The organism is Frigoribacterium endophyticum, assembly GCF_011759585.1.
GTDB lineage: Bacteria > Actinomycetota > Actinomycetes > Actinomycetales > Microbacteriaceae > Frigoribacterium > Frigoribacterium endophyticum.
Window position 1 is genome coordinate 762414 of sequence record NZ_JAAOYV010000002.1, and the last position, 24383, is coordinate 786796.

The window sequence follows — 24383 nt, forward strand, 5'->3', positions numbered from 1 at the left end:
CCCTCGCCGCGGGACCAGGCCACAGCATGGCCCCGGGCGAGGTCGTGGTCCCGTCGGCGGCCCGGCTAGTCGAGCAGGGCGTACGTCAGCGCGAGCGTGTCGTCGGTCGAGAGCGGCTCGTCGCCCTCGCCGGCGGCGGTCGAGCCGACGATGACGAGGCCGTGCGGCGTGATGACGCTCGCCTGCGTGGTGGGCACGTCGGCCTGGTCGATCGTCGACACGAAGGCGCGGCCGCCGACCGCCGAGGCGAGGCCGTCGTCGACGGACTCGGTGCCCTCGGACGCGGTGATCTGCGAGACCTGCTCGTCGATGGCCGCGGCGTCGAGCTCCTGGGCGCTGGCGAGGGCGATGATCGCCGAGCCCTCCTGGGGCTCGACGCCCGGCGTCGACCAGATGCACTGGACGCTGGAGGCGCTGGTGCTGCCGCCCTCCTGCAGCTCGAGCCCGTCGATCGCCCCGCCGAGCGCGGTGCCGACCTCGTCGCACGAGGCGAAGGAGGTGAGCGTGCCGCTCTCGGGAGCCTCGGCCTCCGGGGCCGAGCCGTCGGAGCCGCCCGCGCTGTCGCTGCTGCTGCTGCTGTCGCCGCTGCCCTCGCTGCTGCCGCCGCTCACGTCGCCCGAGTCGTCTCCCCCGGCCGTGCAGCCGGTGAGCAGCAGTTCGAGCGCGAGGGCCCCGGTGGTGAGGGCGGTCAGCGCCGCCCTCGAAGTCGTCGTGGTCATGGGTCCCCCTGCTGTCGCCGGCGACGCTCGTCGTCGCCGGACCGGGCCACCCTACGCGGCGGGGCGTCCGCTGGCCGCCGGCCGCTGGCCGCGTAGCGCGCCCGGCCGGACGGCTCCCGGCGACGGCGGGTACCGTCGACCGCCCACGACCACCACGAAGGAGACCCTCATGGCCTCGCTGCTCCGCCGCCTCGCCCCCCTGCTCATCCCGATCATCATCCGCCAGGTCCAGAAGCGCACCGGCAAGGGCGGCTCGACCGGCAAGGGCGGCAGCACGCGCCGTCGCTGACCGACGCCACGGGCGACCCGTCACCTGAGGGAGGCGCGGTGCCGGCACCGGAGCAGGGGCGCGTCGAGCGCGACCTGGCTGCAGTCCCGGCACCGCGCCTCCGTCGTGTCCGGCCGTGCCTCCGTCGTGTCCGGCACCGCGCCTCCGTCGCGTACCGGCGCCGCGCCTCTGTCGTCCGGCAGGAGCCCGACGTGCGTCAGCGCGGCGAGCGCCGCATCAGGACGGCGTCGGTGACCAGCACGACGACGAGCATCACCGCGGCGACGACCACGTAGAGCAGCGGGAGCACGTCGAGACCGGCTCCGTCGAGCACGAGGGCGCCGATCAAGGCACCGCCGCCGATGCCGGCGTTGAAGCCGGTCGTGTAGAACGCGCTCGCGATGTCGCGGAGGCGCGACGGGGAGACCTGCAGCATCTTCGTCTGGAACAGCGGCGGCAGGGCCCCGAACGTGACGCCCCAGACGACGAACGCGACGAGCGACGGGCCGGGCTGCCCCTCCAGCGCCACCATCGCGAGCACGGCGACGACGACCACGGCCATGCCGACCGGGATGGTGATGCGCGGGCGCTTGCCGAGGAACCACCCGACGAGCAGCAGGCCGACTCCGCCCGCGATGCCGAACGCGAAGAGCGCGAGGCTGAGCTGCGACTCCTCGATGCCGGTCGAGCGCACCAGGTACGGCGCGATGTAGGTGAAGAACGAGTAGTGGCCGACCATGAAGACGGCGGTCACGACGCAGCTGAAGACGATGCCGAGCACCGACGGCGCGGGCATGCGGCGGCGTGCCGCGGTCTTCGCCGACGGCGTGGTCGCGGAGGCGGAGGCTGCGGCCGTCGAGTCGGCCGCGTCGATGGTCGGCACCGCCCCGGTGACGGTGCTCGGGTCGGGGGCGGGCACCGGCGGCAGCAGCCGCCAGACGAGCAGCGCGCCGAGCGCCATGGCTCCCGCGAGCACGCCGAACGCCGCTCGCCAGCCGAGGGCCTGGCCGAGCGCCGTGCCGAGCGGCACGCCCAGCACGAAGGCGAGGGTGCCGCCGCTCATGGCGACGGCGAGCGCGCGGCCCACCTGCTCACGCGGCACGAGGTGCGCCGCGTAGGCGCCGCCGATCGCCCAGAACATGCCGTGCGCGAGGCCGCCGAGGATGCGCGACGCCACGACCAGCTCGTAGCTCGGCGCGATCGCGGTGAGCGCGGCGCTCACCGCGAGCACGGCGATCAGGCCGACGACGAGCAGGTGCCGCGGCAGGCGGCGCGTGAGGTGCGTGAGGGTCGTACTGGTGAGCACGACCGTGAACGCGAAGACGCTGACGAGCAGGCCGATGGCCGACTCGGTCACGCCGAGCTCGCTGCTCATCTCGGGCAGCAGGCCCGTCGGCAGCATCTCGCCGGAGATGGAGAGGAAGGTCGCCACGGCGAGCGCGAGCAGGCCGGCGAGGGGGAAGCGGGTGGAGCGTCCGTCACCGGCCGGGAGGCGCGGGGGACGCGGAGGTGCGAGGGTCATGGAGGGTCTCGGTCAGTCGGCGGGCGCCGTTCTCTCGACCCGTGGTGCACGGGGAGGATGGTGATCCCGACTGCGCGCTGTCGTGCACGCCCGGGGCCGCGCGTGACGCACGACCACCGTCGAGGGTACGCGACGCGGCCGCGAGGCGCCAGGGTGCGGAGCTCGGGTGCGGCGGGCACGTCCGAGGCACGGGCGCGGCGGGCGCGTTCGCGGAGGTGGGCGGAGGAAGACGCGAGTGATCCGGCGATCGGCCCCGCGCCTCCCGCCTGTTCTCGTCATCGAGCGGCTGATCTCTCTCAGATTTGAGAGGAGAGGAGGAGAGGAGGAGAGGAGGAGCGGCGGCGCGGAAGAACTGAGGCGCGGAGGCGCTGGGCGGGGGCTCGGTGCTCGGGCGGCTCACGGAGGCGGGGAGCAGCATGGGGCCATGCCCGAGCACGACGAGAAGACCTGCCGCTCGTGCGGCCGCCGCATCGAGTGGCGCAAGAAGTGGGCCGCGAACTGGGACGAGGTCGCGTACTGCAGCGACGCGTGCCGTAAGCGCAAGGTGTCGGCGCTCGACCGGGAGCTGGAGGAGCGCATCCGGTCGCTCCTCGCCAGCCGGGCCGCCGCCTCCACCATCTGCCCCTCCGACGTCGCCCGGTCGATCGCTCCCGACGACGAGGCCGCCTGGCGCGACCTGATGGAGCCGGTGCGCCGCGCCGCCCGCCGCCTGGTCGCCGCGGGCGAGGTCGACATCACCCAGGGCGGGTCGGTCGTCGACCCGTCGACGGCGAAGGGGCCGATCCGCATCCGTCGCCACCGCGGCTGACGCCTGCACGCGGCGTGGGCGGGCTCGTCGCCGCGTCAGGCACCACGTCCTCGCACCGGAACCACGCCGCGGCGTGGTTCCCGTGCGACGAAGTGGTTCGTCGCCCCTCGGGGCCGCCCGCAGTAGCGTGAGGGGGTGACCGCGCGCCGCTTCCCCTCGTCCGTCTACGGCGTGGGCAGCGAGCCCGACGCCCGCTTCACGCTGGCCAACGAACGCACCTTCCTCGCGTGGATCCGCACCGCCCTCGCCCTGCTCGCCGGCGGCGTCGCCCTCGAGGCGCTCGGGCTGGGCCTCGAGCCGCACCTCCGGCTGGCCGCCTCGCTCGTGCTCATCGCCGCCGGCGTGGCCACCCCCGTGCAGGCCTGGTTCGGCTGGGCCCAGGCGGAGCGCGCGCTGCGTCTCGGCCGCCCGCTGCCCTCGGCTCGGCTGGCCCTGCCGATCGGCGTCGCCGTCGTGGTGGCCGGGGCGCTCGTGCTGCTCGCGGTGGTGCTCGCGTGACCCGGGCGGTGGCTGGCAGGTGCCGAGTGGCGACGCCGCGCACGTCGGCTGCGGCGCCGCACGGGTCGGCTGCGGTGGGCACGGGCGCGGCGGCGCGCAGGTCGGCTGCGGCGTGAGCGAGGGAGGCGCGGGTCGGGTCGACTGCTCCGCCCGCCCGTTCGACCCCGGGCTCCAGCCCGAGCGCACCGCGCTCGCCTGGCGGCGGACGGCCCTCGCCCTCCTGGTCGGGTCGCTCGTCGGGCTCCGCGTGCTGCCCCTGCTGCTCGGCGACGGCGGCGTGACGTACGCGGTCGCCGGGCTCGGGGTCGCGGCGTCGGTCACGGTGCTCGTGGGAGCGCACCGGCGGTACCGGAGGGTGCACCGCCTCCTCACCTCCGGGGCGGACGACCGTGCTCCGATCGGCGGCGGGCTGCTGCCGGCGGCGGTCGCGCTGCTGACGTTCGCGGCGGGCGTCGCGGCGCTCGCGCTGGCGCTGGGCGGTGCCGTGGGGGCCGGGCGGGGCTGAGCCGCCGCCGTCACCGTCGCCGCGTCGCCGCGGCCGCCGCGGTCGCCGTCGCCGCGGAGTCGGCGGGTCGCCGTCACCCGCGGCGGGGCCCGAGATCGAGTCGGCGGGCCCGCGTCGCTCTGGGCGGGTCGGCGCCCGCCCGCCCAGGACGACACCGACCCGCCGCACCTCAGCGACGCACGTCGTGGAGGTGGTGCACTGGGTCGTGCACGAAGTAGCGCGCGAGCGACTCGACCGTGAAGGCCGAGCCGTCCGACCGGAGGCCGGTGCGCCCGAGCTGCTCGTCGGCCACGGCCTCGAAGCGGGCGGCGACGACCTCGGCCGCGGCGACCAGCTCGGCGGCGACCGCGGCCGGCTGCTGCTCGGAGTAGCGGTCGGCCAGGGCGGTGGCGTCCTGGTCCCAGTTCGCGAAGGCGGGCGCCTCCTCGCGGAGCATCAGCGCGAGCCGCTCGTCGAACACCCGGAAGACGTCGCGCACGTGGGCGCCGTACTCGAGGGCCGACCAGGTGCGGTCGTCGGGGCGGACGGCCGCGTCGGGGGCTGCGAGCACCCCGGGCCACGCCGCCGCGTTCTCGCGGACGAGGCGGGGCACCTCGCGGAACTCCGTCCCCGGCCCGTCGTACCCGCAGTCGCTGCAGGTCTCGTCGAGCACCCAGGTCCAGTTCTTCGTGTCGGGGACGATCGCCATGTCGCGACGCTACCGACGCCCCGGGAGGCGCGCCACCGACATCCTGCCGACCAGCGACGAGCGCCTGCCGCGGCCGGGCGAGCGAGGCTCGTTCGCCTCCTCTGGCGCCGCAATTCCCGACCATCTGCACCCGAGGGCACACCTGGTGCGGGAAAGATCACGTATTGCAGGCTCGGCGGTCGGCATTTGCAACCACCGGCACGCGAGCAGCGGCGGCGGCGCGGGTCAGACGGGCTGGAGCGGCGGCGGCGCGGGTCAGACGGGCTGGAGCGGCAGGGGCTCGCCGGCGGGCAGCTCGACGACGACCTCGTCGCCCGCACGCACGGCGCCGCCGACGAGCACGACCGACATGACGCCGGCGCGGCGCTCGACCTGGCCGTCGGGGCCCCGGCCGACCATCTGCTTCAGGAGCCCGGGCTCGAAGCCCTCGATCTGCGTGCAGGGGTTGCGCAGCCCGGTCACCTCGACGACGGCCTCCGCCCCGAGCCGCAGACGGGTGCCGGTCGGCAGGCCGAGCAGGTCGACGCCCCGGGTGGTGACGTTCTCGCCCATCTCGCCGGGCGAGACGTCGAGGCCGGCCGAGCGCGCCTCCTCGAGGACCTCCTCGTGCATCAGGTGCACCTGCCGCAGGTTCGGCTGGCTCGGGTCGCGCCGCACGCGCGACCGGTGCTGCACCGTCGTGCCGGAGTGCGCGTCGCCCTCCACGCCGAGCCCCGCCACGAGCGTGATCTCGTCGACCACCGGCTTGCTGAAGCGGTGGGCGGAGTCGCGGCTGACGGAGACGACGGAGGCGCGGGTCATGACCACATCCTCCCCCCGGTCGACGACGGGGTCACCCCCTCCGCCCCATCTCAGCGCACGGCGGGGGTGACGAGGATCACGACCGAGGCCAGGGGCTCCCAGCCGAGCGACCCGTAGAGCAGGGCGCCGTCGACCGAGGCCACGAGCAGTCCGCGGGTCGCACCGCGGCGCCGGGACTCCGCGACGAGGGCGTGCACGACGGCCCCGCCGAGGCCGCGACGGCGGTGCTCGTCGTCGGTCTCGACGCGGTCGAGCACGGCAGTGCCCACGGGGGTGAGGGCCGCCCGGCCGGTGGCGGCGTCGTCCCCCTCGCCGGGGTGGCCCTCGCCGACCCAGGCGGTCGCCCGCAGGACGGTGGCCGGGGCGGGAGCGAGCTCGGCGTCGACCCGGGCGACGCCGACGGCCGCTCCGACCTCCTGCACGTCGAGCTCGTACGGCGCCGGCACCTCGCGCACGGCCTGCTGGTCGAGGGCGATGCCCATCAGCGACTCCTCGGCGCTCCGCACCTCGAAGCCGGAGCGCCGGCCGGCCGCCACGACGGCCTCGGGGTCGTGGCCGACCACGGTCACCCAGACACGGTCGCCGAGACGCCCGACCTCGGCGGCCTCGGCGAGCACGGCGGCGAGCTGCTCCGTGCGCGCGGCGCGGGACGCGGCCGAGGAGGACGAGCGGGAGGCCGCGTCGCCCGCTCCGGGGCCGCCGTCGAGCGGCACGACGAACTCGGCCCAGCGGTCGGGGTGCCCGAACGGCACGCGCCACGAGCCGTCGCGCTCGACGGCGACGACCCCGCGCGAGGCCGTCCAGCCCGCGACCCAGTCGGCGACGACCTCGCGGAGGGGACGGGCGGAGGCGGGGGTCGGCACGGCGGGGTCGGTCACCCCCCGAGTCTGCCGCAGCCGGGCGCGGGCCCGCGGCAGGCCCGCGCCCGCAGCAGGCCCGGGCCCGGGCGCCGGGTACGATCGGCGGACCCGCCCGCGCGCCCCGCGCGCCCTCCTCCGAGGAGCCCCCGTGTTCGAGATCGCCGACCGCCTGCTCGCCCGCCTCGACGCGGGAGAGCGCGTCGCGGTCGCGACCGCCGTCTCGGTCGTGGGCAGCGCGCCCCGCACGGTCGGCACCTCCATGGTCGTGACGGCCGACGGCACCGTGATCGGCAGCATCTCCGGCGGCTGCGTCGAGGGGGCCCTCTACGAGGCCTGCGAACGGGTGCTCGCCGACGGCGTGCCCGTGCTCGAGTCGTTCGGCTTCAGCGACGAGGCCGGCTTCGAGGTCGGCCTCAGCTGTGGCGGCACCATCGAGGTCGTCGTGCAGCGGCTCTCCGCCGACGACGACGAGGTCGTCCGCCAGCTGCGGGAGGCGCGGGCCGGCCGCCCGGCGTCGCTCACGCGGGTCGTCGGCGCGGCCGCCACGGCCGACGGGCGCGACGCCGCCGCCACCGACGGGCGCGACGCCGCGGGCACCGCCGGGAGCGCGGGCACCGCGGGCACTGCCGGCAGCGCCGGCACCGCGGGCAGCGCCGACGCCGCCCGCCTCGGCGACGTCGTCGACCCGGCCGACCTCGACGCGTGCGCGGGGCTCCGCCTGGTGACCGAGCGCTCGGTGCCGGCCCCGCGACTCCTCGTGGTCGGGGCCGTGGAGTTCGCGGTCGCCCTCTGCGCCGCCGGCTCCGCCCTCGGCTACCGCGTCACCGTCTGCGACCCGCGGCCGGTGTTCCTGACCGCCGAGCGCTTCCCCTCCGCCGAGGAGGTCGTCGTCGCCTGGCCGCCGACCTGGCTCGCGAGCACCGAGATCGACGAGCGCACCGTCGTCGCCGTGCTCTCGCACGACGACCGGTTCGACGCCGAGCTGGTCGCGGCGGCGCTCGCCTCCCCCGCCGCGTACGTCGGCGCGATGGGGTCGCGCGGCACGCACGAGCGGCGCGTCCGTCAGCTGCGGGCCCTCGAGGTCGACGAGGAGTCGCTGGCCCGCCTGCACTCCCCCATCGGCCTCGACCTCGGGGCGAGCACCCCGGAGGAGACCGCGATCTCGGTGCTCGCCGAGGTGCTCGCGGTGCGCTCGGGAGCGACGGGCGTCCGGCTGCGCGACCGCTCCGACGCCATCCACCGCTGACGGGCGCCCCCGCTACCCTCGCAGCATGACCGAGCCGAGCCCCGCCGCGAGCGCTGCCGCCCACCCCGCCGCGCAGCCCGCCTGGGACCACGTCGTCGTCGGGGCCGGCGTCGTGGGCGCCGCGACGGCCCGGGCCCTGGCCCGCTCGGGCGCCCGCGTGCTCGTCGTCGAGCGCTTCGCCCGCGGCCACGAGGCCGGCTCGTCGCACGGCGCCACCAGGATCTTCCGCCGCGGCTACACCGCCGACGACTACGTCGCGATGACCGGCGCCGCCATCGCCGAGTGGCGCGAGCTGGAGCGCGAGACCGGCCGCGACCTGCTCGACCTCACCGGCGCCGTCGACCACGGCGACCCCGCCGTGCTCGACGCGATCCAGGCCGCGTTCGAGCGCGCCGGCGTCGCGCACGAGCGCCTCGCCCCCGCCGAGGCCGAGGCCCGCTGGCCCGGGCTCCGCATCGACACGAGCGCGCTCGTCCACGCCGAGGCCGGCCGCCTGCGCTCCGCCGACGCGATCGAGGCGATGCTCGACTCCGCGGTCGCGCACGGGGCCGAGCTCCGCTTCGAGACCCGCCTGCGCGACCTCGACCTGACCGACGACGGGGCGGTGCTCCGCCTCGAGGGCGCAGGAGGCGCCTCCTCGGTGGTCCGCGTCGCCAGCGTCGTGCTCGCGGTCGGCTCGTGGGCCCACGACCTCGTCGCCGAGCACGCCGTCGCGGCGGGCACCCCGCTGCCCCCGGTGCGCGTGACGCAGGAGCAGCCGGCGCACTTCGCCTCCGCCCTGCCCGACGAGGCGTGGCCGAGCTTCGTGCACTACCCCTCCGACCCGGCCCTGCGCTCCGTGGTGAGCAGCGTCTACGGGCTGCTGACGCCGGGCGAGGGCGTCAAGGTCGGCACCCACGGCACGGGCCGCGAGGTGCACCCCGACGAGCGCGACTTCGCCCCGACCGCCGAGGGCACGGCCGTGCTGCGCGAGTACGTCGCGCAGTGGGTGCCCGGCGTCGACGTCGACAGCCTCGTGCCGATCAGCTGCCTGTACGACACGACCCCGACCGAGGACTTCGTGCTCGACCGGGTCGGTGCCGCGACCGTCGCGACCGGGTTCGCGGGGCACGGCTTCAAGTTCGGGCCCCTGCTCGGCACGCTGCTCGCGGGCGTCGCGACGGGCACTCCGGCGCCCGGGAGGTTCCGGCTCGGGGTGGTCGCGGCGAGCTGACGCGCCGGGGCCGCCCTCCGCGGGCAGCCGGGCGCTCAGCGCAGCTCAGCGCAGCTCAGGTCAGCCCTGCGCCTGGCTCTCGCCGCCGCCCGGGCGCACCTTGGCGGTGTCGGCGACGTCGATGCGCGTGACGCCGTCGGGGCGCTCCTCGGTCGTGATGCGCGGAGCCGCGTCCGTCTCGTCCGACTTCGGCGCCCGGGTGAGCTGGTCGTGGCGCTTCTCGTCGGCGGTCATCCCCCTGCTGTCGGGGGCGTCGTGCTCGCTGTCGTGGCTCATGCTGCGACGCTACGCGACCCGGTCGCCGCGCGGCCGGGGTACACCCTGGGACGACGCCCGGGCGGACCGGGCGCAGGCTGGGGGCGACCGCGGGGAGCACCGCGGCGCCACCGACGCAGAAGGAGAACACCATGGCAGGCATCGCCGACAAGGCCGGAGACTTCCTGAACAGCGACAAGGGCGAGAAGGTCTCGGACACCGGGCTCGACAAGGCCGGCGACGCCGCCGACAAGGCCACCGGCGGCGGCCACTCGGAGCAGATCGACAAGGCCACCGAGGCTGCCGACAAGAAGGTCGGCCACTGACCCACGCCGCCCGTCACGAGACCCGTCGCCCCGCCTCGCGGGGCGACGGGTCTCGTCGTCTCGGCCCTCGCACTGCTTTACGTTGCGTTGCGTCCAACCGAGTTGTGCGCGATGTGGTAGCGTCATGGCCATGACGACGACGAGCGCGACCCCGGTGGCGGAGGCGACCACCGCCTCCCCGGCGACCGCTCCCCTGCTCGACGAGCAGATCTGCTTCGCCCTCTACGCGGCGTCGCGCGCCCTGACCGCCCGGTACCGTGAGCTGCTCGAGCCGCTCGGCCTGACCTACCCGCAGTACCTCGCCATGCTCGTGCTCTGGGAGCAGGGCCCGACCGGCGTCTCCGCCCTCGGCGAGCGCCTGCACCTCGACTCGGGCACCCTCTCGCCGCTGCTCCGCCGCCTCGACGCCCAGGGCCTCGTGACCCGGGTGCGCGGCGGCCGCGACGAGCGCGCGGTGACGGTGTCGCTGACCCCGGCGGGCGACGACCTGCGCGGCTCCGCCGCGCGCATCCCCGAGAGCATCTGCGCCGCGACCGGCCTCCGGCCCGCCGACATCGCCGACCTGACCGAGACCCTCGGCGCGGTGGCCGACAGCGTGCGCGCGGCGTCCTCGTAGGCCGCCCCGCGACTCCTCGGCCCTCCCCCCTGACTCCTCCGACCACCCGCGACACCCGACCCACACCGACGAAAGAGAGACAGCATGCCCACTCGCACCGCTCGCACCGCCTGGAACGGAAGCCTCGAGACCGGCGAGGGCCAGGTCGAGATGACCAGCTCCGGCGTCGGCACCTACGACGTGTCGTTCCCGAAGCGCGCCGCTGACGAGGCGAACGGCTCGACCAGCCCCGAGGAGCTGCTCGCCGCTGCCCACTCCGCCTGCTACGCCATGCAGTTCAGCGCCGTGCTCGGCGCGGCCGGCGGCACCGTCGAGGCGCTCGACGTCAAGGCCGACGTCACGCTCGGCCCGGACTCGGCCGGCGGGTTCCGCCTCACGGGCATCGCCCTCACCGTCCGTGGCGAGGTCTCCGGCATCGACGAGGCCGCCTTCCAGGCCGCCGCGCAGGACGCCAAGGAGACCTGCCCGGTCAGCAAGGCCCTCACCGGCGTCGAGATCACGCTCGACGCGACCTTCGAGGGCTAGGCAGCCGCACCGCCTCCCTCCCGGGCGCCCCGTCACGCAGGTCGTGGCGGGGCGCCCGTGCGTGGTGGGCGCGAGCACGGCGCCGGCACCGCCCCGGCACAGTGTCGGCACCGCGCCGGCACCGCCCCGGCACCCGGACTGGGGACGCCGCCGCACCCAACCCGGCGCGGCCGCGCCCCGAAGACTCCTCGACCGCCCGCCCCGACGACACCAGGAGGACACGATGACCCCGCGCGACTCCTCCCTCGACCGCCCCGCCCGCTGCGCCGAGTGCGGCGGCCCGGCCCGTCTCGTGCGGAACCCGTTCTTCGGCTCGGGGCTGTCGGTGCACCCCGAGCTGCTGACCTGCACCTCGTGCCGGTCGGTCACCTTCGTGCCCGCGCCGCCGCGGCGGGCCTGCACGCCGCCGGCCGGCCGACGCCGCGGCCTCCGTCGCGTCGCGCGCTGGTTCTGCCGCCGCTGACGCGCCGCCGCCGAGCCGAGCTGAGACACACCACGTCCTCGCCGGCGAACCACGCCGCGGCCTGGCTCGGGTGCGACGACGTGGTTCGTCGCCGTCCGACCGCCGCGTCGGCGCTCAGGCGCCGAGCCGCCCGATCACGCGCCGAGCCGCCCGATCACGCTGTCGTCGAGGCCGCGCAGCAGAGCGGCCACGTCGTCGACGACCTCGGCCGCGCCGGCCTCGGTGAGCTCGCTGCGCGACATGCCGCCGGTCAGCACGCCGACGCAGGCGACGCCGGCCCGACCGGCCGCCTCGACGTCCCACACCGCGTCGCCGACCATGACGGCGTGGTCGGCGTCGACCCCGGCCTCGTCGAGCGCGGCCTGGACGATGCCGGGGTCGGGCTTGGCCGTCTCGGCGTCCTCCGACGAGGTGACGGCCCAGAGGGCGCCCTCGACGTCGAGCAGGGGGCGCAGCACCTCGAGCTCCTCCTCCGGGGCGCTGGTCGCGAGCACGACGCGGTGCCCGCGGCGGCCGATCTCGGCGAGCAGCTCGGGCACCTGGTCGAAGACGTGCAGGTCGGTGTCGCCGTGGGGCAGGTAGTGCGCGGAGTGGCGCTCCTTCGCCTCCTCGCCCCGCGCCTCCCCGACGTCGTCGCCGAGGAGGGAGCTGAGCAGCAGCGAGCTGTCCTTCCCGATCGCGCGGTGGATCCGCCAGCTGTCGACGGGGTGCCCGATGTCGGCGAAGGCCTTCGCCCAGGCGTCGACGTGCGCGTAGTTCGAGTCGACGAGCGTGCCGTCGATGTCGAAGAGGACGGCGGTCGTCGGGGCGTCGGACCCGGCGGAGTCGCGGGTCGGGTCGGAAGAGGAAGAAGCAGAGGAGGCCTGGGCGGAGGCGCGGGTCGAGTCGGTCATGCACCCAGCCTGCGCCTGCAGACCGTGCACCGTTCGGGGCTGGACACGCGCCTCCCGCGTCCTGTCGGGACGGGCGACACGGCTGGGCACCGCCTCCGAGGTGGCTGGGAGCGGGAACACGCGGCCGCCCGACGGGCGTTGGCTGACGACATGACCACATACGGAATCATCGGAGCAGGCAACATCGGCAGCCAGGTCGCCCGGGCCCTCATCGCCCAGGGGCACGACGTCGTCATCAGCAACTCGCGCGGGCCCGAGACCCTCGGCGACCTCGTCGCCGACCTGGGCGACAACGCGCGCGCCGCGACGTCCGAGGAGGCGGCGGAGGCCGGCGAGGTCGTCGTCGTCACGGTGCCGCTGAAGAACTACGAGCAGGTGCCCGTGGCCCCGCTCGCCGGCAAGGTCGTCATCGACACGAACAACTACTACTTCGAGCGCGACGGGCAGATCCCCGCCCTCGACAACGGCCTCGACACCGTGTCGGGCATGCTGCAGCGCCACCTGCCCGAGAGCAAGGTCGCCAAGGGCTTCAACCACATCATGGCGAAGGACATCACGACCGACGGCAAGCCCGCGGGCGACCCCGACCGTCGTGCGCTCGCCACCTCGAGCGACTTCGAGGAGGCCGCCGAGCTCGTGCAGCGCCTCTACGACGAGGTCGGCTTCGACACCGTCAACGTCGGCCCGCTGAGCGAGAGCTGGCGCGTCGAGCGCGACCAGCCCGCCTACGTCGTCTCGCAGACCCGCTCGGAGCTCGTCGAGAACCTCGCGAAGGCCACCCGCGCCACCGCGACCGCCGAGCCGGCGCCGCACCCCTCCGAGGCGTAGCCCCCTCGCCCCGCCCGGCGTGAGCCGAGCGGTGCGGCCGGCACCACGCGTCGAGCCCCGGACCGGACGCCGCACCCTGATCACAGGGCGCGGCGACCGGACCGGGGCCCTCTCGTTCCCGCCGGCCTAGCGCGTCACGACGACGAACCCGCCGGCCTTGACGAGCACCACGCTGCGGCCCGACACGGCCTTCTCCGACACGAGCCGGCCGCGCGAGTCGTAGCTCGACACCGTCGACCGGGTGCCGGATGCCCCGACCGTCGCCGGCAGCGGCAGCCGCGACGTCGACGACACCAGGTCGGTCGCCCGCCCGCCGGCCCCGGTCAGCGACAGCCGCTGCACGAGCGGCCGCACGATCAGCGCGTCGATCGTCACGGGCTGCGAGCCCCGGGCGGTCACGGTGACCGCGGTGGCGCCCGGCCCGACCGGCACGGGCAGCGTCTGCGGCAGCAGGGCCCCGGAGGCGCCGTTCACGCCCTGGGCACCGACCCGCGTCGACAGCGTGCCGAGCGGCACCTTCCCGGCACGCCAGACCGAGGTCGAGACGACTCCCTCGGCACCGAGCAGCACGGGCTCGACGTGGCGGAGCCCCGACCCGGCGGGCACCGTGATGGTCGCGGTCTGCCCGGGCTGGAGCGTGAGCGCCGAGCCACCGCTGAGCTGCGACTCCCCCGTCCACGCCGACTCGGGCGTCACGACCGTGCCCGTGGTCGCCGTGGCGGCCTCGGCCTCGACCGTCGTGAGGCCGTCTCGGGCGGCGACCGTCGTCGACGCCTGCGCGAGCGCCGACACGTCGGGCGCACCGTCGAGCGCGATCATCGAGAGCAGGCCGTGGATGGTGCTCTCGGCCCCGCTGTTGCGGTTGACGCTGCCGTCGGCCTGCACGCCGTCGTTGGTCACGCCCGTCGCCCGGTCGTAGACGGACTGCCCGGAGCGGTTCGTGCCGAAGTACCAGCTGGCGGCCACCGCCGCGACCTCCCGGAACCCGGCACCGCCCGAGGCGTCGGCCACGGCGAGCGCCGACTGGAGGCGCGAGTCGGCGCCGTAGGCGATCTGCGTCTGGTCGACCGGGGTCGGGTACCAGGCGTTGTCGGGGCCGCTCGCGGTGAGCAGGGTCGTCGTGAACGACGCCGTGTCGACGACGGCGGGCGCGAGCAGGTCGGCACGGCCGAGCACGGTCGAGGCCCGCGCGAGCGCGGCCGGCATCTGCGACGCCCACGAGTGCCACATCGACCGCGAGTTCGTCCAGGGCAGGACGGCCCCGTAGGGCCAGGTCTGCGGGTCTCCGGAGGCCATGCGGGCCACGCCCTCGGCGAGCTGCGTCGTGGCCGTCCGCACGACGGCGTCGTCGGGGGCCGCGGCGACGTACGCGCCCAGGCCGAGCACCGCCTCCGCCGTGGCGTCCGCGCCGTCGACGATCAGCCAGGCGGGCACCTGCACGCCGTCGGCGACGTCGTACTGCCCGTACCGCGAGAGGGTGTCGCCCTGCAGCGCCGCGACGCCGAGCTGGAGGCGCTGCTGCAGGAAGGCGGCGAACTCCGGGTCGTCGTCGCGGAAGGCCGCGAAGCCCTCGCCGAACGCCCAGAGGCTGCGGGCCAGCCAGTAGCTGTTGCCGCTGTCGGACGGGTCGGGCAGCTCGACCGGCACCGGGCTGCGGTTGAACGTGCCGTCGGGCTGCATCCACAGCACGACGTTGCCCGCGGCCGGGCCGGTGGTGGTCTGGAAGTACGCGGTCGCGCGCAGCAGCTCGTACGCCTTCTCACGGCTCGCCTCCGCCCCGGTCAGCTGCCAGTCGCGCAGGTAGACCACGGCCGCCCGCGAGACGTCGTCGGAGTTGTACGCGCCCTGGCCCCAGTACCCGGTGGCCGGGTCGAGCGGCCCGCCGCCCACGCGGGCGAAGGCGCCGCCGTCGCGGGCGTCGGCGTACGTCCACGGCAGCGTCAACGCCGGCTCGGAGTCGAGCCGGTAGGAGGTGTGGCCCTCCTCCGGCGCCGGCGTCGCCTGGTCGAGGAGGAAGTCGAGGTGGGCGAGGTTCGTCAGCGGTGCCGGGGCCGCCGCGGGCGCGCCGGCCGCCGGGGCGGGAGCCGCCGGGGCCGCCGGGGCGGGAGCGGCGGGAGGCACGGCGGAGGCGGGCAGCGCCCCCGTCACCCCCAGCGCGAGGGCTGTCGTGGCGGCCAGGGCGAGCCCTGCCCATCGTGCGGTGCGTGCGGTCATCGTCGACCGCCTCCTTCTGTCTCGTCGTGCGGAGTGGTGGGAGTCGTGCGGGGTGGTGGGAGTCGTGCGGGGTGGTGGGGGTCAGGCGTGGTCGAGGCGGGCGACGCCGATCTTGGAGTCGGCCATGCCGTAGAAGACCCACGGCACCCCGTCGACATCCTCGATCGCGGTCGGGAAGACGACGTTCGGCACGATGCCGGCGCGCTCGTCGTCGGTCTCGGCCTCGAGCAGCGGCTCGGCCGAGCGGGCGAGCACCCGGGAGGGGTCGTCGGCGTCGAGGATCATCCCGCCCGCGGCGTAGTTGACGTTCTGCTGCTGCGCGAAGGCGTCCTCGATGACGCCGGTGACGCCGTGGTGCAGCAGCAGCCAGCCCTCGGGCACGCGGCGCGGGGGCGGGCCGCCGCCGATCTTGAGCTCCTCGAACGGGGCCGCGGGCCCGGCGACCGGCCGGTGCTGCCCCCAGCGGGCGAGGGCGCGCAGGTCGCGCTCGACGGCCTCGACCGGCACGTAGCTGATCCAGATCGAGTGGCGGCCGTCGGTCACCCCCGCCGGCAGCGGGCTGCCCTCGCCCGGCACGGTCGCGCCGATGTGCCACATCGGCCGGTGCAGCACGGCGAAGCTGCGCACCCCGTCGGGCGCCGTCACCGGCTCGGGGAAGAACGTCGTGTCCTTGTTGTGGAAGAGGCCGAGGTCGGTGTCGAGCTCGTCGACGTAGTCGAACGTCACGGGCCCGAGCCGGCGCCACTCGCGCAGGTCGTCGCTGACGGCGACGGCGGTGCGCGGGCCGAGCGGCCCGTACGCGACGTAGGTCATCACGTGCAGGCCGAGCTCGTCGACCCGCGTGACGCGGGGGTCCTCGACGCCCGAGTGGGTCGCCCCGCGCTCCCAGCCGCGGTCGGGGGCGAGCACGACGCCCTGGCGCTCGACGCCGACGGGCACGCCGTCGTCGACGAGCACGCGGGCGAGGCCGACGCGCGAGACGTTGCCGGCGGCGACGAGCCGCGGCAGCAGGTACAGCTCGCCGTCGGGCCCGCGGCCCGAGCCGGGGTTGAGCACGCCCTCGGCCTCGAGCGGGTCGCCCGGGTCGGGGGTCATGACGACCCCGGCGCGGGTCAGCCGGTAGGGGAAGGCGCCCGGCGCGACGGCGGTGGCGGAGCCGCCCGAGGGGCCGGTGGAGACGGTGGAGGCGGTGGAGGCGGTGGTGCGGGATGCGGTGGTCACGGGGATCTCCTGTCAGCCCTTCACGCTCGAGCCGACGTCGGTCGAGATGAAGTAGCGCTGGAACACGATGAACAGCACGACCACGGGCGCCGCGAGCACGACGGCCCCGGCCAGGGTCGCGCCGAAGGGGTTGGCGGCGGTCGCGGCGACGTTCGAGATGTAGTTCGCCAGCGAGACCGCGAGCGGCTGCATCGACGCCTCCTTCGTGATGAGGAACGGCCAGAGGAACTCGTTCCACGGCCCGATGAAGGTGAGCAGCAGCGCGGTGACGAGGGCCGGCCGCACCAGCGGCAGCGCGATGTTCCACAGCAGCCGGAACTCGCCGGTGCCGTCGATGCGGGCCGCCTCGAACAGCTCGCGCGGCAGCTGGAGGAAGTACTGCCGGAAGATGATGACCGCCGTCGAGTTGATGGCGAACGGCAGGATCATGCCCAGGTAGCTGTCGCTGAGGCCGTAGTTGCGGGCGATCAGCACGTAGAGCGGGATGACCAGCAGCTGGAACGGCACGACCTGCACGAGCAGCGCGAGCGCGAACGTCACCCCGCGCCCCCGCCACTGCAGCACGGCCAGCGCGTAGCCGACGAGCACGCCGAAGACGACGGTGCAGATCAGCACGCCCCCGGTGAAGATGCCCGAGTTCACCAGCCCGGTCAGCAGACCGATGCGGCTGTCGATGGCGGCGTAGTTCGCGCCCGTCAGGTTCGACGGGTGCGGGAAGGCCCCGGCGACGGTGGGGTCGGGCTTCGTCTGCAGCGAGCCGATCACCATGTAGTAGAAGGGGAAGAGGAACGCGAGCGCCCCCACGGCGAGGACGACGCCCCGCAGCACGACCTGGAACCTCGACATGTCAGTCCTCCTTCCCGCCGGCGAAGCGGTTCTGCAGCAGCGCGATCACGAGCACGAGCACGACGAGCACGACGCCGATGGCGGCCGCCTGGTCGGGGTTCCCCTGCTCGATGCCCTTCTGGTACATCAGCAGGACGGGCGAGGTCGACGCGCCGTTCGGCCCGCCTCCCCCGGTCAGCAGGTAGGGCTCGGTGAACAGGTTCGCGCCCGTCACGGTCGAGACGAGCAGCACGAGCACCGTCGCGGGCCGGACGCCCGGCACGGTCACCGTGAAGAACGACCTGACCACGCCGGCGCCGTCGCTCGACGCCGCCTCGTAGAGCTCCTTCGGCACGTTCTGCAGCGCCGCGAGGTAGAGCAGGATGTAGAACCCCAGCTGCTTCCACGTGACGAACAGCGCGATCGAGGGCATCGCCCAGGCCGAGTTGATGAGCCACGACGGCGACGGCGCCAGCGGCCCGAGCACCTGGTTGACGAGCCCGTTGCCGTTGAACAGGAAGAGCCACACCGCGACGACCGCGACGCTCGCCGTGAGGTACGGCACGTAGTAGGCCACCCGCAGGAAGCCCTTGAACCGCACGACCTTGTTGAGCGCCGTCGCGAGCACGATGCTCAGCACGACCGTGAGCGGCACGTTGATGACCAGGAACACGCCGACGTTGGCGAACGACCGCAGCACGGCCGGGTCGGTGAACGCGGTGACGAAGTTCTGCAGCCCGACGAACGGGCGCTCGACCTGGGCGCCGGGGGCCGTGAAGAAGTAGTCGTGGAAGGCGATGTACACCGCGTAGCCGAGCGGGTACGCGAAGACCGCGAGCACGAAGACCAGGTACGGCGCGCTGAAGAGCAGGCCGAGGGGGTTCTTGCCGAGCGGGCCGCCGCGACGGCGACGCACGGGGCCGCGACCGCCCGACCGGGCCCCGCCGGGGCGGGGGCGGCCCGAGGAGGCGCGGGGCGCCTCCTCGGAGCCGCCCCCGGCCGCCGGCGTGGCCGGCTCGGCGCTGAGGGTCGACACGGCCTAGCCCTGGGCCGCGAGCTCGTCGACCTTCGTGGCCGCGTCGCCGAGGGCCTGGTCGACGTCGCCCTCGCCGAAGATGACGCTCTTCGACCAGGCGTCGCGGAGGGCCTGCAGCTCGGCCACGGTGTTCGGGCCGGACGGCACCTCGATGGTGCGGGCCGCCTGGTCGCCGAAGAGCGCGTAGGCGGGGTTGGCCTCGAAGTAGTCGGCGTACGTCGTCGCGAGGTCGGTGCGGATCGGCATCTGGCCGGTCGTCTCGAGCAGGGCGCGGTCCTGCTCCTCGCTCGTGGTGAACTTCAGGAACTCCCACGCGGTGCCCTGGTTCTCGCACGCCGTGTACATGCCGACGTTCTTGGCGTCGCTGAAGGTGTACGTCTCGTCGGCGGGCGTGCCGTCCTCGGTCGGCACGGGCACGGCGCCCCAGTTCACGTCGGAGTAGACGTTGACGGCCCACGGCCCGACGATCGACATCGCGGCCTCGCCGTCGGCGAACGAGTCGCCGGTGTACTGCTCCTGGCCGGCGAGCCCCTGGTCGTAGAGGTCGCGCCAGAACCCGGCGACGGTCTCACCCTCGTCGTCGGCGAAGGTGGCCTTGCCGTCCTCGACGAGACCGGTGCCGCCGGTCGCCGCGGCGTAGAGCGGCATGAAGTCGAACTGCGTCTGGAAGAACTCGCTGGTCGGCGCCGGGTGGATCGCGTAGTCGGAGACGCCCGCGTCGACGAGCGTCTTGCTCGTGGCCAGGAAGTCGTCGTAGGTCGAGAGCGCGGGGGCCTCGGCGTCGAGGCCGGCCTGCGTGAAGAGGTCCTTGTTGTAGAAGATCATCACGGGGTTCGACTTCCAGGGCAGCTGGTAGTACTTCCCGTCGGCGTCCTGGTACTGCTCGGCGAGGTCGCCGCTGCGCTCCTCGACGTAGTCGGCGCCGTCGTCGAAGCTCGACAGGTCGACGAGGCCGCCCTGCTTCTGGAACTGGCCGACGGCGCTCGGGGCCGTGTTGTAGACGAGGCAGGGTGCGTTGCCGGCCGTGATGGCCGCGCCGATGACCTCTTCGCTCGACTTGCCGGCGGGGATCTCCTGGCCCTTCACCTGCTCGTCGGGGTGGTCGGCGTTCCAGGCCTCGACGGCGGCCTTGCCCCAGGCGACCTCCGACTCGTTGTTCGAGTACCAGATCGTGATCGGGCCCTTCGCGGTGAGGGCGTCGCCGCCGCCTCCCCCGCCGCCGGAGCAGGCGGTCAGGCCGAGGCCGGCGAGCAGGACGGTGGCGCCGATGAGTGTGGTGCGTCGTTGCACGGTGTTCTCCTTGATCGGGTGGTGCGCTGTGAGGGGGTGCCGCCACCGGCGAGCCGGCGCGGGCGGAGGTCAGGAGGCGCGGGTCGGGCCCGCCGCCTCGCGGTAGACGTAGAGCTCGCGGCGGCCGGGAGGCGCGTCCCAGCCCTGCGCGAAGGTCCAGCGGCCGTCGACCCGGCTGAGCCCGCCCCAGCTGAGCGAGCCGCCCGGCGTGAGGTCGAGCTGCTCGAACGGCCGGTCGACGTCGTAGCGGGCCTGGCTCGCGGCGAAGCGGCCGTCGACGTCGTGGAAGACGTCGAGCACGAGGTGCCCGTCGCCCGTGACGATCGCCGCGGCGACCTCGTGCAGGTGGCCGCCGACGCTCGACAGGTCGAGGTAGTCGACCGGCTCGAAGGCCCAGGTGCGCATGTCGTCGGAGCGGCCGACGTGCAGCACGCCGTCGAAGCCCTCGCTGACGAACATGAGGTACTCGCCGCCGAGGCGGACGGCCTCGCCGTGCTCGTCGCGGGGCACCACGGCGCCCTTCGCCCAGAGCCGCGTCTGCTCGGGCGGGGCGATCGGGCCGAGGCGCTGCCAGGTCACGAGGTCGTCGCTGACGGCGAGCATCATCTCGCAGCCGACCGCCCCGACGGGGTAGCCCGTGCTCGGGAACGCGGCCCGCGCCTCCTCGGTGATCGGGTGGACGCCGTTGTAGAACAGCCACCAGCGGCCCTCGGCGCGGTAGACCTTCGGGTCCTCCGTGCCGAGCAGCTCGAGGTCGTCGGTCGGGCGGACGACCGGGTTGGCGGGGTCGTCGACCCACGAGGCGCCCGGGGCCGTGAGGTCGAGGGTCGCGTGGCCGATGCGGCTGCCGAGGCTCTCCTTGACGGGCGACGCCCGGTAGAAGAGGTGCAGCGTGCCGTCGTGCTCGACCATCGAGGGGTTGTAGAGCGACGAGCTCGTCCAGCCGATGCCGTCGGGGTCGCCCCACTGGCCCTCGAGCGTGAAGGTCAGGGCGGGGTCGGGCTCGAACGGGCCGACGGCCCAGTCGGGGCGGTCGGGGCCGTAGGCGGCCGGGCCGGAGAAGGTCAGCTGCGCGAGGGCGCCGGTCTGCTCGTTCTCGTGCACCAGGGCGTCGTCGAGCACGGCGCGGAGGGCGTCGGGCGTGAGCGGCTCGAGGCGACGGGCTGCGTCGGTGCTGGTGTTGCTGCTGCTGCTGCTGGTGCTGGCGGGGGTCATGGGGCTCCGACTTCGTCGTCGTGGCGGTCTGGCTGGTGTGGCGAGTGGTTACCGAAACGTTTCGGTAGACAGGAAGCTAACACGGCGGGGCACCGAGCGGAAGGGGCTCGGCCGACGAGGCGCGGGGCTCAGCGCGCGGCGGGGGCGGTGGAGTCGCGGACGAGCAGGCGGGCCGGCGCCACCGAGGCGTCGGGCCCGGCCTGGCCCTCGACGGCCGCGAGCAGCAGCCGGGCGGCCTCGGCCCCGATCAGCCGGGGCGTCGTCGTGAGGGTCGTCAGCGCGGGGCGCACGTACGAGCCGAGCTCGATGCCGTCGAACCCGGCGACGCTGACGTCGTCGGGCACGCGCACGCCGAGCCGGTCGGCCTCGGCCATGAAGCCGATGGCGGCCAGGTCGTTCGCGCAGAAGACCGCGGTGGGCCGCTCCGGGCGCGACAGGAGGTCGGCCGCGGCCCGACGCCCGCCGTCGTAGGTGAAGTCGGCCTCGACGACGACGCCGGGGTCGTGGCCGACGGCGACCAGCGACTCCTGCCAGGCCTCGACGCGGTGGACGGCGTGCACGAAGCGGGCGGGCCCGGCGACGTGCGCGAAGCGGCGGTGCCCCAGCCCGACGAGGTGGTCGACGAGCTCGCGCACGCCCGCGGCGACGTCCTGCCGGACCGCCGGCAGGGGGAAGCCGGGGGCGGGGTTGACGCCGACGGCGGGCAGGCCGAGCTGCTGCACGAGCGGCACGCGCGGGTCGTCGACGACGAGCTCGTTGAGGAAGACCCCGTCGACGCGGCGCCCGGCGGCGAGGCGGCGGTAGCGGTCGAGGGTCTCGTCGGCCGCGGAGCCCATCTGCAGGATGAGCGCCCAGCCGCGGGGGTCGAGCACCGACTCGAGGCCGCCGATGAAGCTGCCGAAGAACGGGTCGCTCTCGAGGACGAACGGGTCGCGGTGCACGACGAGGCCGACGGTGAAGGCGCGGCCGGAGCTGAGCGAGCGGCCGCGCACGTTCGGCACGAAGCCGAGGTCGGCGGCGGCCTGCTTGATGCGCGCCCGGGTCTGGTCGGAGACCCCGGGCCGGTCGTTCAGGGCGCTCGACACCGAGCTGATCGCGACCCCGGCGCGGGCGGCGACCTCGACGATGGTGACCCGCTGGGTCATGTCGCGCCTCCTCGCCTCGCCCGTGACGGCTCCGCCGCGGCGAGCGCCGCGGACCGGGACGATGCTACGGCAGGCGTCACGGCACCTCGCGGAGTGGTCGTTCAGCGCGCGTGCACGCGCGGGTCTGCGGACTCACAGCCGTTCCATCGGATCCCGCCAAGAGACTGCAGGACATGCACCTTCCCTGGCACCGCGGGCGCGCGGACGACGACGCGGCCACCTCGACGGGCTCCGCCGACCTCGACGTGTCGGTCGCGCCTCCCCGGGCCCCTGCCGCGACGGTCGCGCCGGAGGCGCGGGTCGCCTCCGCGGGCGCGGTCGTGCCGGAGGCGGCGGTCGCCTCCGCGAGCGCGGTCGCGCCGCCTGCCCCCTCGCCCCCGGCCGCCTCGGCCGTCCCGCCCGCGATGCAGCTCGCCGGCGCCTGGGGCTGGCGGCTGCTCGCCGTCGCCGGCTGCCTCGCCGTCGCGGGCTGGCTGATCGCGACCCTCGAGGAGATCGTGGTGCCGCTGCTCATCGCGATCCTCATCTGCGCCCTGCTGCAGCCGGTGGTGCGCCTGCTGACGCGCCGCCGCCTCCCCCACTGGCTGGCGATCGTCATCGCGCTGCTCGGCCTCGTCGTCGTGGTCGGCGGGCTGCTCGTGCTCGTCGTCACGCAGGTGCGGGCCGGCGCGGACGACCTGACGGCGAAGGGGGTGGCGTCGTACGACGCGCTGCGGGAGTTCCTCCGCACCTCGCCGCTGCAGCTCACCGACCGGGAGTTCGACCAGTACGTCGGCCAGGCCGGGCAGGCCCTGCAGGACGCGAGCCAGCAGATCCTGAGCGGGGTGGCGGCCCTCGGCTCGGCGGCCGGGCACGTGCTGGCGGGCGGGCTGCTGACGCTGTTCGCGACGATCTTCCTGCTGATCGACGGCCGCGGCGTGTGGCACTGGGTCGTGGCGCTGTTCCCGCGCGCGGCGCGGCCGGCCGTCGACGGCGCGGGCCTCGCCGGGTGGCAGACGCTCGCGTCGTTCGTGCGGGTGCAGGTAGTCGTGGCCGCGGCGAACGCGGTGGGCATCGGGCTGTTCGCGGCGTTCCTCGGGCTGCCGCTGGCCATCCCGATCGCGATCCTCGTCTTCCTCGCGTCGTTCATCCCCGTCATCGGCGCGATCGTGACCGGGGCCCTGGCCGTGCTGCTCGCGCTCGTCGTCGCGGGCCCGGTGCAGGCGCTCGTCATGCTCGGCGGGGTGCTGATCGTGCACCTGCTCGAGGCGCACGTGCTGCAGCCGCTCGTGATGGGGGGCGCGGTGCGCGTGCACCCGCTCGCCGTCGTCTTCGCGGTGGCGGCCGGGTCGCTCGTCGCGGGCATCCCCGGCGCGCTGTTCGCCGTGCCGACGGCGGCGACGGTCAACGTCATGGTCAAGCACGTCGCCTCGGGCCGGTGGCGGGCGGCGGTCGAGGGGCCCGCCCTGCCCGACGGCACGCCCGCGAAGGGCGCCTAGCGGCGGGCGGGCCCCCGGGCCGGCCAGGGGTCGACGGAGCGCGAGCCCGCACGGGAGCGCTGCTCGGAGCGGAGCAGCCAGCGGCCGAGACGGCCCCGGAGGGTCGCCTTCTGCGCGGCGTCGCGCGCCCGTCGCTCATCCACCGACGCGAGGATGGCACGAGCCATCTCGATCGTCTCCGGGTGGTCGTGACGATCCCAGGTCATGGCCTTCCTCCGTCTCCGTGGTCGCGGTCAGCGTGCTCGATCTCTGATGAGATCACGGCTGCGATGTCATCATCCTCACTCGTCGCCCAGGGCAGCGCAAGCAGCACCCGCATCATGGCGACCCCGGTCCGCCGATCGTCAGCGTCCGGCCCCAGGCACCTCTCCAGGGTCCACGACCACCTCGTCCACCACTGCTCACGGACGGTCGCGGCGTCGAGGCGGCGTCGTGACCGGCGAGCGTCGGCCACGGTCACCCCGACGCTGACGACGGCGTGCTTCGCTGGGCGGATGCGCATCGGTGTGTTCGTCTCGAGCTGGGAGCAGGGCTGCTGCGGCAGGGCGGCCGACGTCGGCGACGAGGTGACGTGGGAGCTGACCTGGGGCCGCGAGTGGATCGAGCAGTCGTACGGCCCGGAGGAGGCGGCCGGCGTCGACTTCGCCGAGACGCACCACGGCGGCGACGACGCGCCTCGGGTCGCCGTGACCGGGCGGATCGCCTCCGTCGACGCCGTCCGACAGCGCTCCCACCGGCCGGACCCCGCGGGCCCGTGGACGAACGTCGTCGGCGAATCGACCAGCGTCGCCGTCGAGCGCCTCCCCGGCCACGGCGAGGGCGAGGACGTCGCCGGGTGGAGGGTCCAGCTCGACGTCGACGACGGCACGGCCCTGCCAGAGGCTCGCTGACGGACGCTCGTCGACGTCGCGCCCCGGCACGGCCC

General features: G+C 75.1%; 27 protein-coding genes. 12 read left to right on the forward strand and 15 right to left on the reverse strand.

All coding sequences use genetic code 11. The features are described 5' to 3' along the window. Positions 1-65: 65 nt before the first annotated feature. Together FHR77_RS10860 and FHR77_RS10865 are read right to left on the reverse strand one after the other, a co-directional pair. The gene (locus FHR77_RS10860) at positions 66-719 is read right to left on the reverse strand and encodes a hypothetical protein (protein WP_167260236.1); all 654 of its coding nucleotides are present in this window, start codon (positions 717-719) and stop codon (positions 66-68) included. 485 nt (positions 720-1204) lie between these two features. After that, positions 1205-2509, reverse strand: a complete 1305-nt coding sequence (locus FHR77_RS10865) for an MFS transporter (RefSeq protein ID WP_167260238.1) — start codon at positions 2507-2509, stop codon at positions 1205-1207. Positions 2510-2933: 424 nt separating this feature from the next. Here FHR77_RS10865 and FHR77_RS10870 point away from each other — a divergent pair, with 424 nt between their 5' ends. The 3 genes from FHR77_RS10870 (at position 2934) to FHR77_RS10880 (ending at position 4320) form a co-directional block, all read left to right on the forward strand. Continuing rightward, entirely contained in the window at positions 2934-3317 is a 384-nt protein-coding gene (locus FHR77_RS10870) for a DUF2256 and DUF3253 domain-containing protein (RefSeq protein ID WP_056057139.1), read from the forward strand. Between the two features lie 135 nt (positions 3318-3452). Beyond that, positions 3453-3815: a DUF202 domain-containing protein gene (locus tag FHR77_RS10875; RefSeq protein ID WP_167260241.1), complete on the forward strand. Its 363-nt coding sequence runs from the start codon at positions 3453-3455 to the stop codon at positions 3813-3815. 112 nt (positions 3816-3927) lie between these two features. Next, complete coding sequence (locus tag FHR77_RS10880; RefSeq protein WP_167260243.1) at positions 3928-4320, forward strand: DUF202 domain-containing protein; 393 nt, start codon at positions 3928-3930, stop codon at positions 4318-4320. A 169-nt stretch (positions 4321-4489) separates the two neighbouring features. Here the strand turns inward: FHR77_RS10880 and FHR77_RS10885 are convergent, their stop codons facing one another. From FHR77_RS10885 to FHR77_RS16650, 3 genes are all read right to left on the reverse strand, one after another. Continuing rightward, a complete protein-coding gene (locus tag FHR77_RS10885; RefSeq protein ID WP_167260245.1) occupies positions 4490-5008 on the reverse strand; it encodes a DinB family protein in 519 nt (172 codons plus the stop codon). Between the two features lie 255 nt (positions 5009-5263). Further along, entirely contained in the window at positions 5264-5809 is a 546-nt protein-coding gene (locus FHR77_RS10890) for an MOSC domain-containing protein (RefSeq protein WP_167260247.1), read from the reverse strand. 50 nt (positions 5810-5859) lie between these two features. Then, positions 5860-6687: a GNAT family N-acetyltransferase gene (locus FHR77_RS16650; protein ID WP_167260249.1), complete on the reverse strand. Its 828-nt coding sequence runs from the start codon at positions 6685-6687 to the stop codon at positions 5860-5862. Positions 6688-6817: 130 nt separating this feature from the next. Between FHR77_RS16650 and FHR77_RS15635 the strand changes: the two genes are divergently transcribed. Beyond that, positions 6818-7915, forward strand: a complete 1098-nt coding sequence (locus tag FHR77_RS15635; RefSeq protein WP_341777329.1) for an XdhC family protein — start codon at positions 6818-6820, stop codon at positions 7913-7915. Between the two features lie 25 nt (positions 7916-7940). Then, on the forward strand, positions 7941-9128 hold the full coding sequence (locus tag FHR77_RS10905; protein ID WP_167260251.1) for an FAD-dependent oxidoreductase: 1188 nt from the start codon (positions 7941-7943) through the stop codon (positions 9126-9128). A gap of 60 nt (positions 9129-9188) precedes the next feature. Here the strand turns inward: FHR77_RS10905 and FHR77_RS10910 are convergent, their stop codons facing one another. Continuing rightward, the gene (locus FHR77_RS10910) at positions 9189-9404 is read right to left on the reverse strand and encodes a hypothetical protein (protein WP_167260253.1); all 216 of its coding nucleotides are present in this window, start codon (positions 9402-9404) and stop codon (positions 9189-9191) included. Between the two features lie 131 nt (positions 9405-9535). Here FHR77_RS10910 and FHR77_RS10915 point away from each other — a divergent pair, with 131 nt between their 5' ends. The 4 genes from FHR77_RS10915 (at position 9536) to FHR77_RS10930 (ending at position 11313) form a co-directional block, all read left to right on the forward strand. Then, on the forward strand, positions 9536-9709 hold the full coding sequence (locus FHR77_RS10915; RefSeq protein ID WP_167260255.1) for an antitoxin: 174 nt from the start codon (positions 9536-9538) through the stop codon (positions 9707-9709). 130 nt (positions 9710-9839) lie between these two features. Further along, a complete protein-coding gene (locus tag FHR77_RS10920) occupies positions 9840-10325 on the forward strand; it encodes a MarR family winged helix-turn-helix transcriptional regulator (RefSeq protein ID WP_167260257.1) in 486 nt (161 codons plus the stop codon). Positions 10326-10409: 84 nt separating this feature from the next. Next, a complete protein-coding gene (locus FHR77_RS10925) occupies positions 10410-10850 on the forward strand; it encodes an OsmC family peroxiredoxin (protein WP_056057151.1) in 441 nt (146 codons plus the stop codon). A 223-nt stretch (positions 10851-11073) separates the two neighbouring features. Continuing rightward, positions 11074-11313 carry a hypothetical protein gene (locus FHR77_RS10930; RefSeq protein WP_056057152.1) on the forward strand — a complete coding sequence of 80 codons (240 nt, stop codon included), beginning with the start codon at positions 11074-11076 and terminating at the stop codon, positions 11311-11313. 134 nt (positions 11314-11447) lie between these two features. Here the strand turns inward: FHR77_RS10930 and FHR77_RS10935 are convergent, their stop codons facing one another. Continuing rightward, positions 11448-12206, reverse strand: a complete 759-nt coding sequence (locus tag FHR77_RS10935) for an HAD family hydrolase (protein WP_167260259.1) — start codon at positions 12204-12206, stop codon at positions 11448-11450. 150 nt (positions 12207-12356) lie between these two features. Here FHR77_RS10935 and FHR77_RS10940 point away from each other — a divergent pair, with 150 nt between their 5' ends. Beyond that, positions 12357-13034, forward strand: a complete 678-nt coding sequence (locus FHR77_RS10940; RefSeq protein WP_243861650.1) for an NADPH-dependent F420 reductase — start codon at positions 12357-12359, stop codon at positions 13032-13034. A 126-nt stretch (positions 13035-13160) separates the two neighbouring features. On the opposite strand, the gene FHR77_RS10945 is transcribed toward FHR77_RS10940, so the two are convergent. From FHR77_RS10945 to FHR77_RS10975, 7 genes are all read right to left on the reverse strand, one after another. Then, positions 13161-15248: a hypothetical protein gene (locus tag FHR77_RS10945; RefSeq protein WP_167260261.1), complete on the reverse strand. Its 2088-nt coding sequence runs from the start codon at positions 15246-15248 to the stop codon at positions 13161-13163. Positions 15249-15329: 81 nt separating this feature from the next. Further along, the gene (locus FHR77_RS10950) at positions 15330-16343 is read right to left on the reverse strand and encodes a glycoside hydrolase family 130 protein (protein ID WP_167261343.1); all 1014 of its coding nucleotides are present in this window, start codon (positions 16341-16343) and stop codon (positions 15330-15332) included. Between the two features lie 138 nt (positions 16344-16481). Then, entirely contained in the window at positions 16482-17315 is an 834-nt protein-coding gene (locus FHR77_RS10955) for a carbohydrate ABC transporter permease (RefSeq protein ID WP_167260263.1), read from the reverse strand. Between the two features lies 1 nt (position 17316). Then, positions 17317-18330: a carbohydrate ABC transporter permease gene (locus FHR77_RS10960; protein WP_082514596.1), complete on the reverse strand. Its 1014-nt coding sequence runs from the start codon at positions 18328-18330 to the stop codon at positions 17317-17319. 3 nt (positions 18331-18333) lie between these two features. Then, on the reverse strand, positions 18334-19620 hold the full coding sequence (locus tag FHR77_RS10965; protein WP_167260265.1) for an extracellular solute-binding protein: 1287 nt from the start codon (positions 19618-19620) through the stop codon (positions 18334-18336). 69 nt (positions 19621-19689) lie between these two features. Next, positions 19690-20835 carry a glycoside hydrolase family 130 protein gene (locus tag FHR77_RS10970; RefSeq protein WP_167260267.1) on the reverse strand — a complete coding sequence of 382 codons (1146 nt, stop codon included), beginning with the start codon at positions 20833-20835 and terminating at the stop codon, positions 19690-19692. 128 nt (positions 20836-20963) lie between these two features. Then, entirely contained in the window at positions 20964-21980 is a 1017-nt protein-coding gene (locus FHR77_RS10975) for a LacI family DNA-binding transcriptional regulator (RefSeq protein ID WP_167260269.1), read from the reverse strand. A gap of 173 nt (positions 21981-22153) precedes the next feature. Here FHR77_RS10975 and FHR77_RS10980 point away from each other — a divergent pair, with 173 nt between their 5' ends. After that, positions 22154-23458 carry an AI-2E family transporter gene (locus FHR77_RS10980; protein WP_243861652.1) on the forward strand — a complete coding sequence of 435 codons (1305 nt, stop codon included), beginning with the start codon at positions 22154-22156 and terminating at the stop codon, positions 23456-23458. Here FHR77_RS10980 and FHR77_RS10985 read toward each other — a convergent pair. Next, on the reverse strand, positions 23455-23664 hold the full coding sequence (locus tag FHR77_RS10985; protein ID WP_167260271.1) for a hypothetical protein: 210 nt from the start codon (positions 23662-23664) through the stop codon (positions 23455-23457). The two genes, FHR77_RS10980 and FHR77_RS10985, sit on opposite strands and share 4 nt — an antisense overlap. Positions 23665-23952: 288 nt before the next feature. Here FHR77_RS10985 and FHR77_RS10990 point away from each other — a divergent pair, with 288 nt between their 5' ends. Continuing rightward, positions 23953-24348 (forward strand): DUF6578 domain-containing protein, encoded by a 396-nt coding sequence (locus tag FHR77_RS10990; protein WP_167260273.1) that lies wholly within the window; start codon positions 23953-23955, stop codon positions 24346-24348. Positions 24349-24383 lie beyond the last annotated feature (35 nt).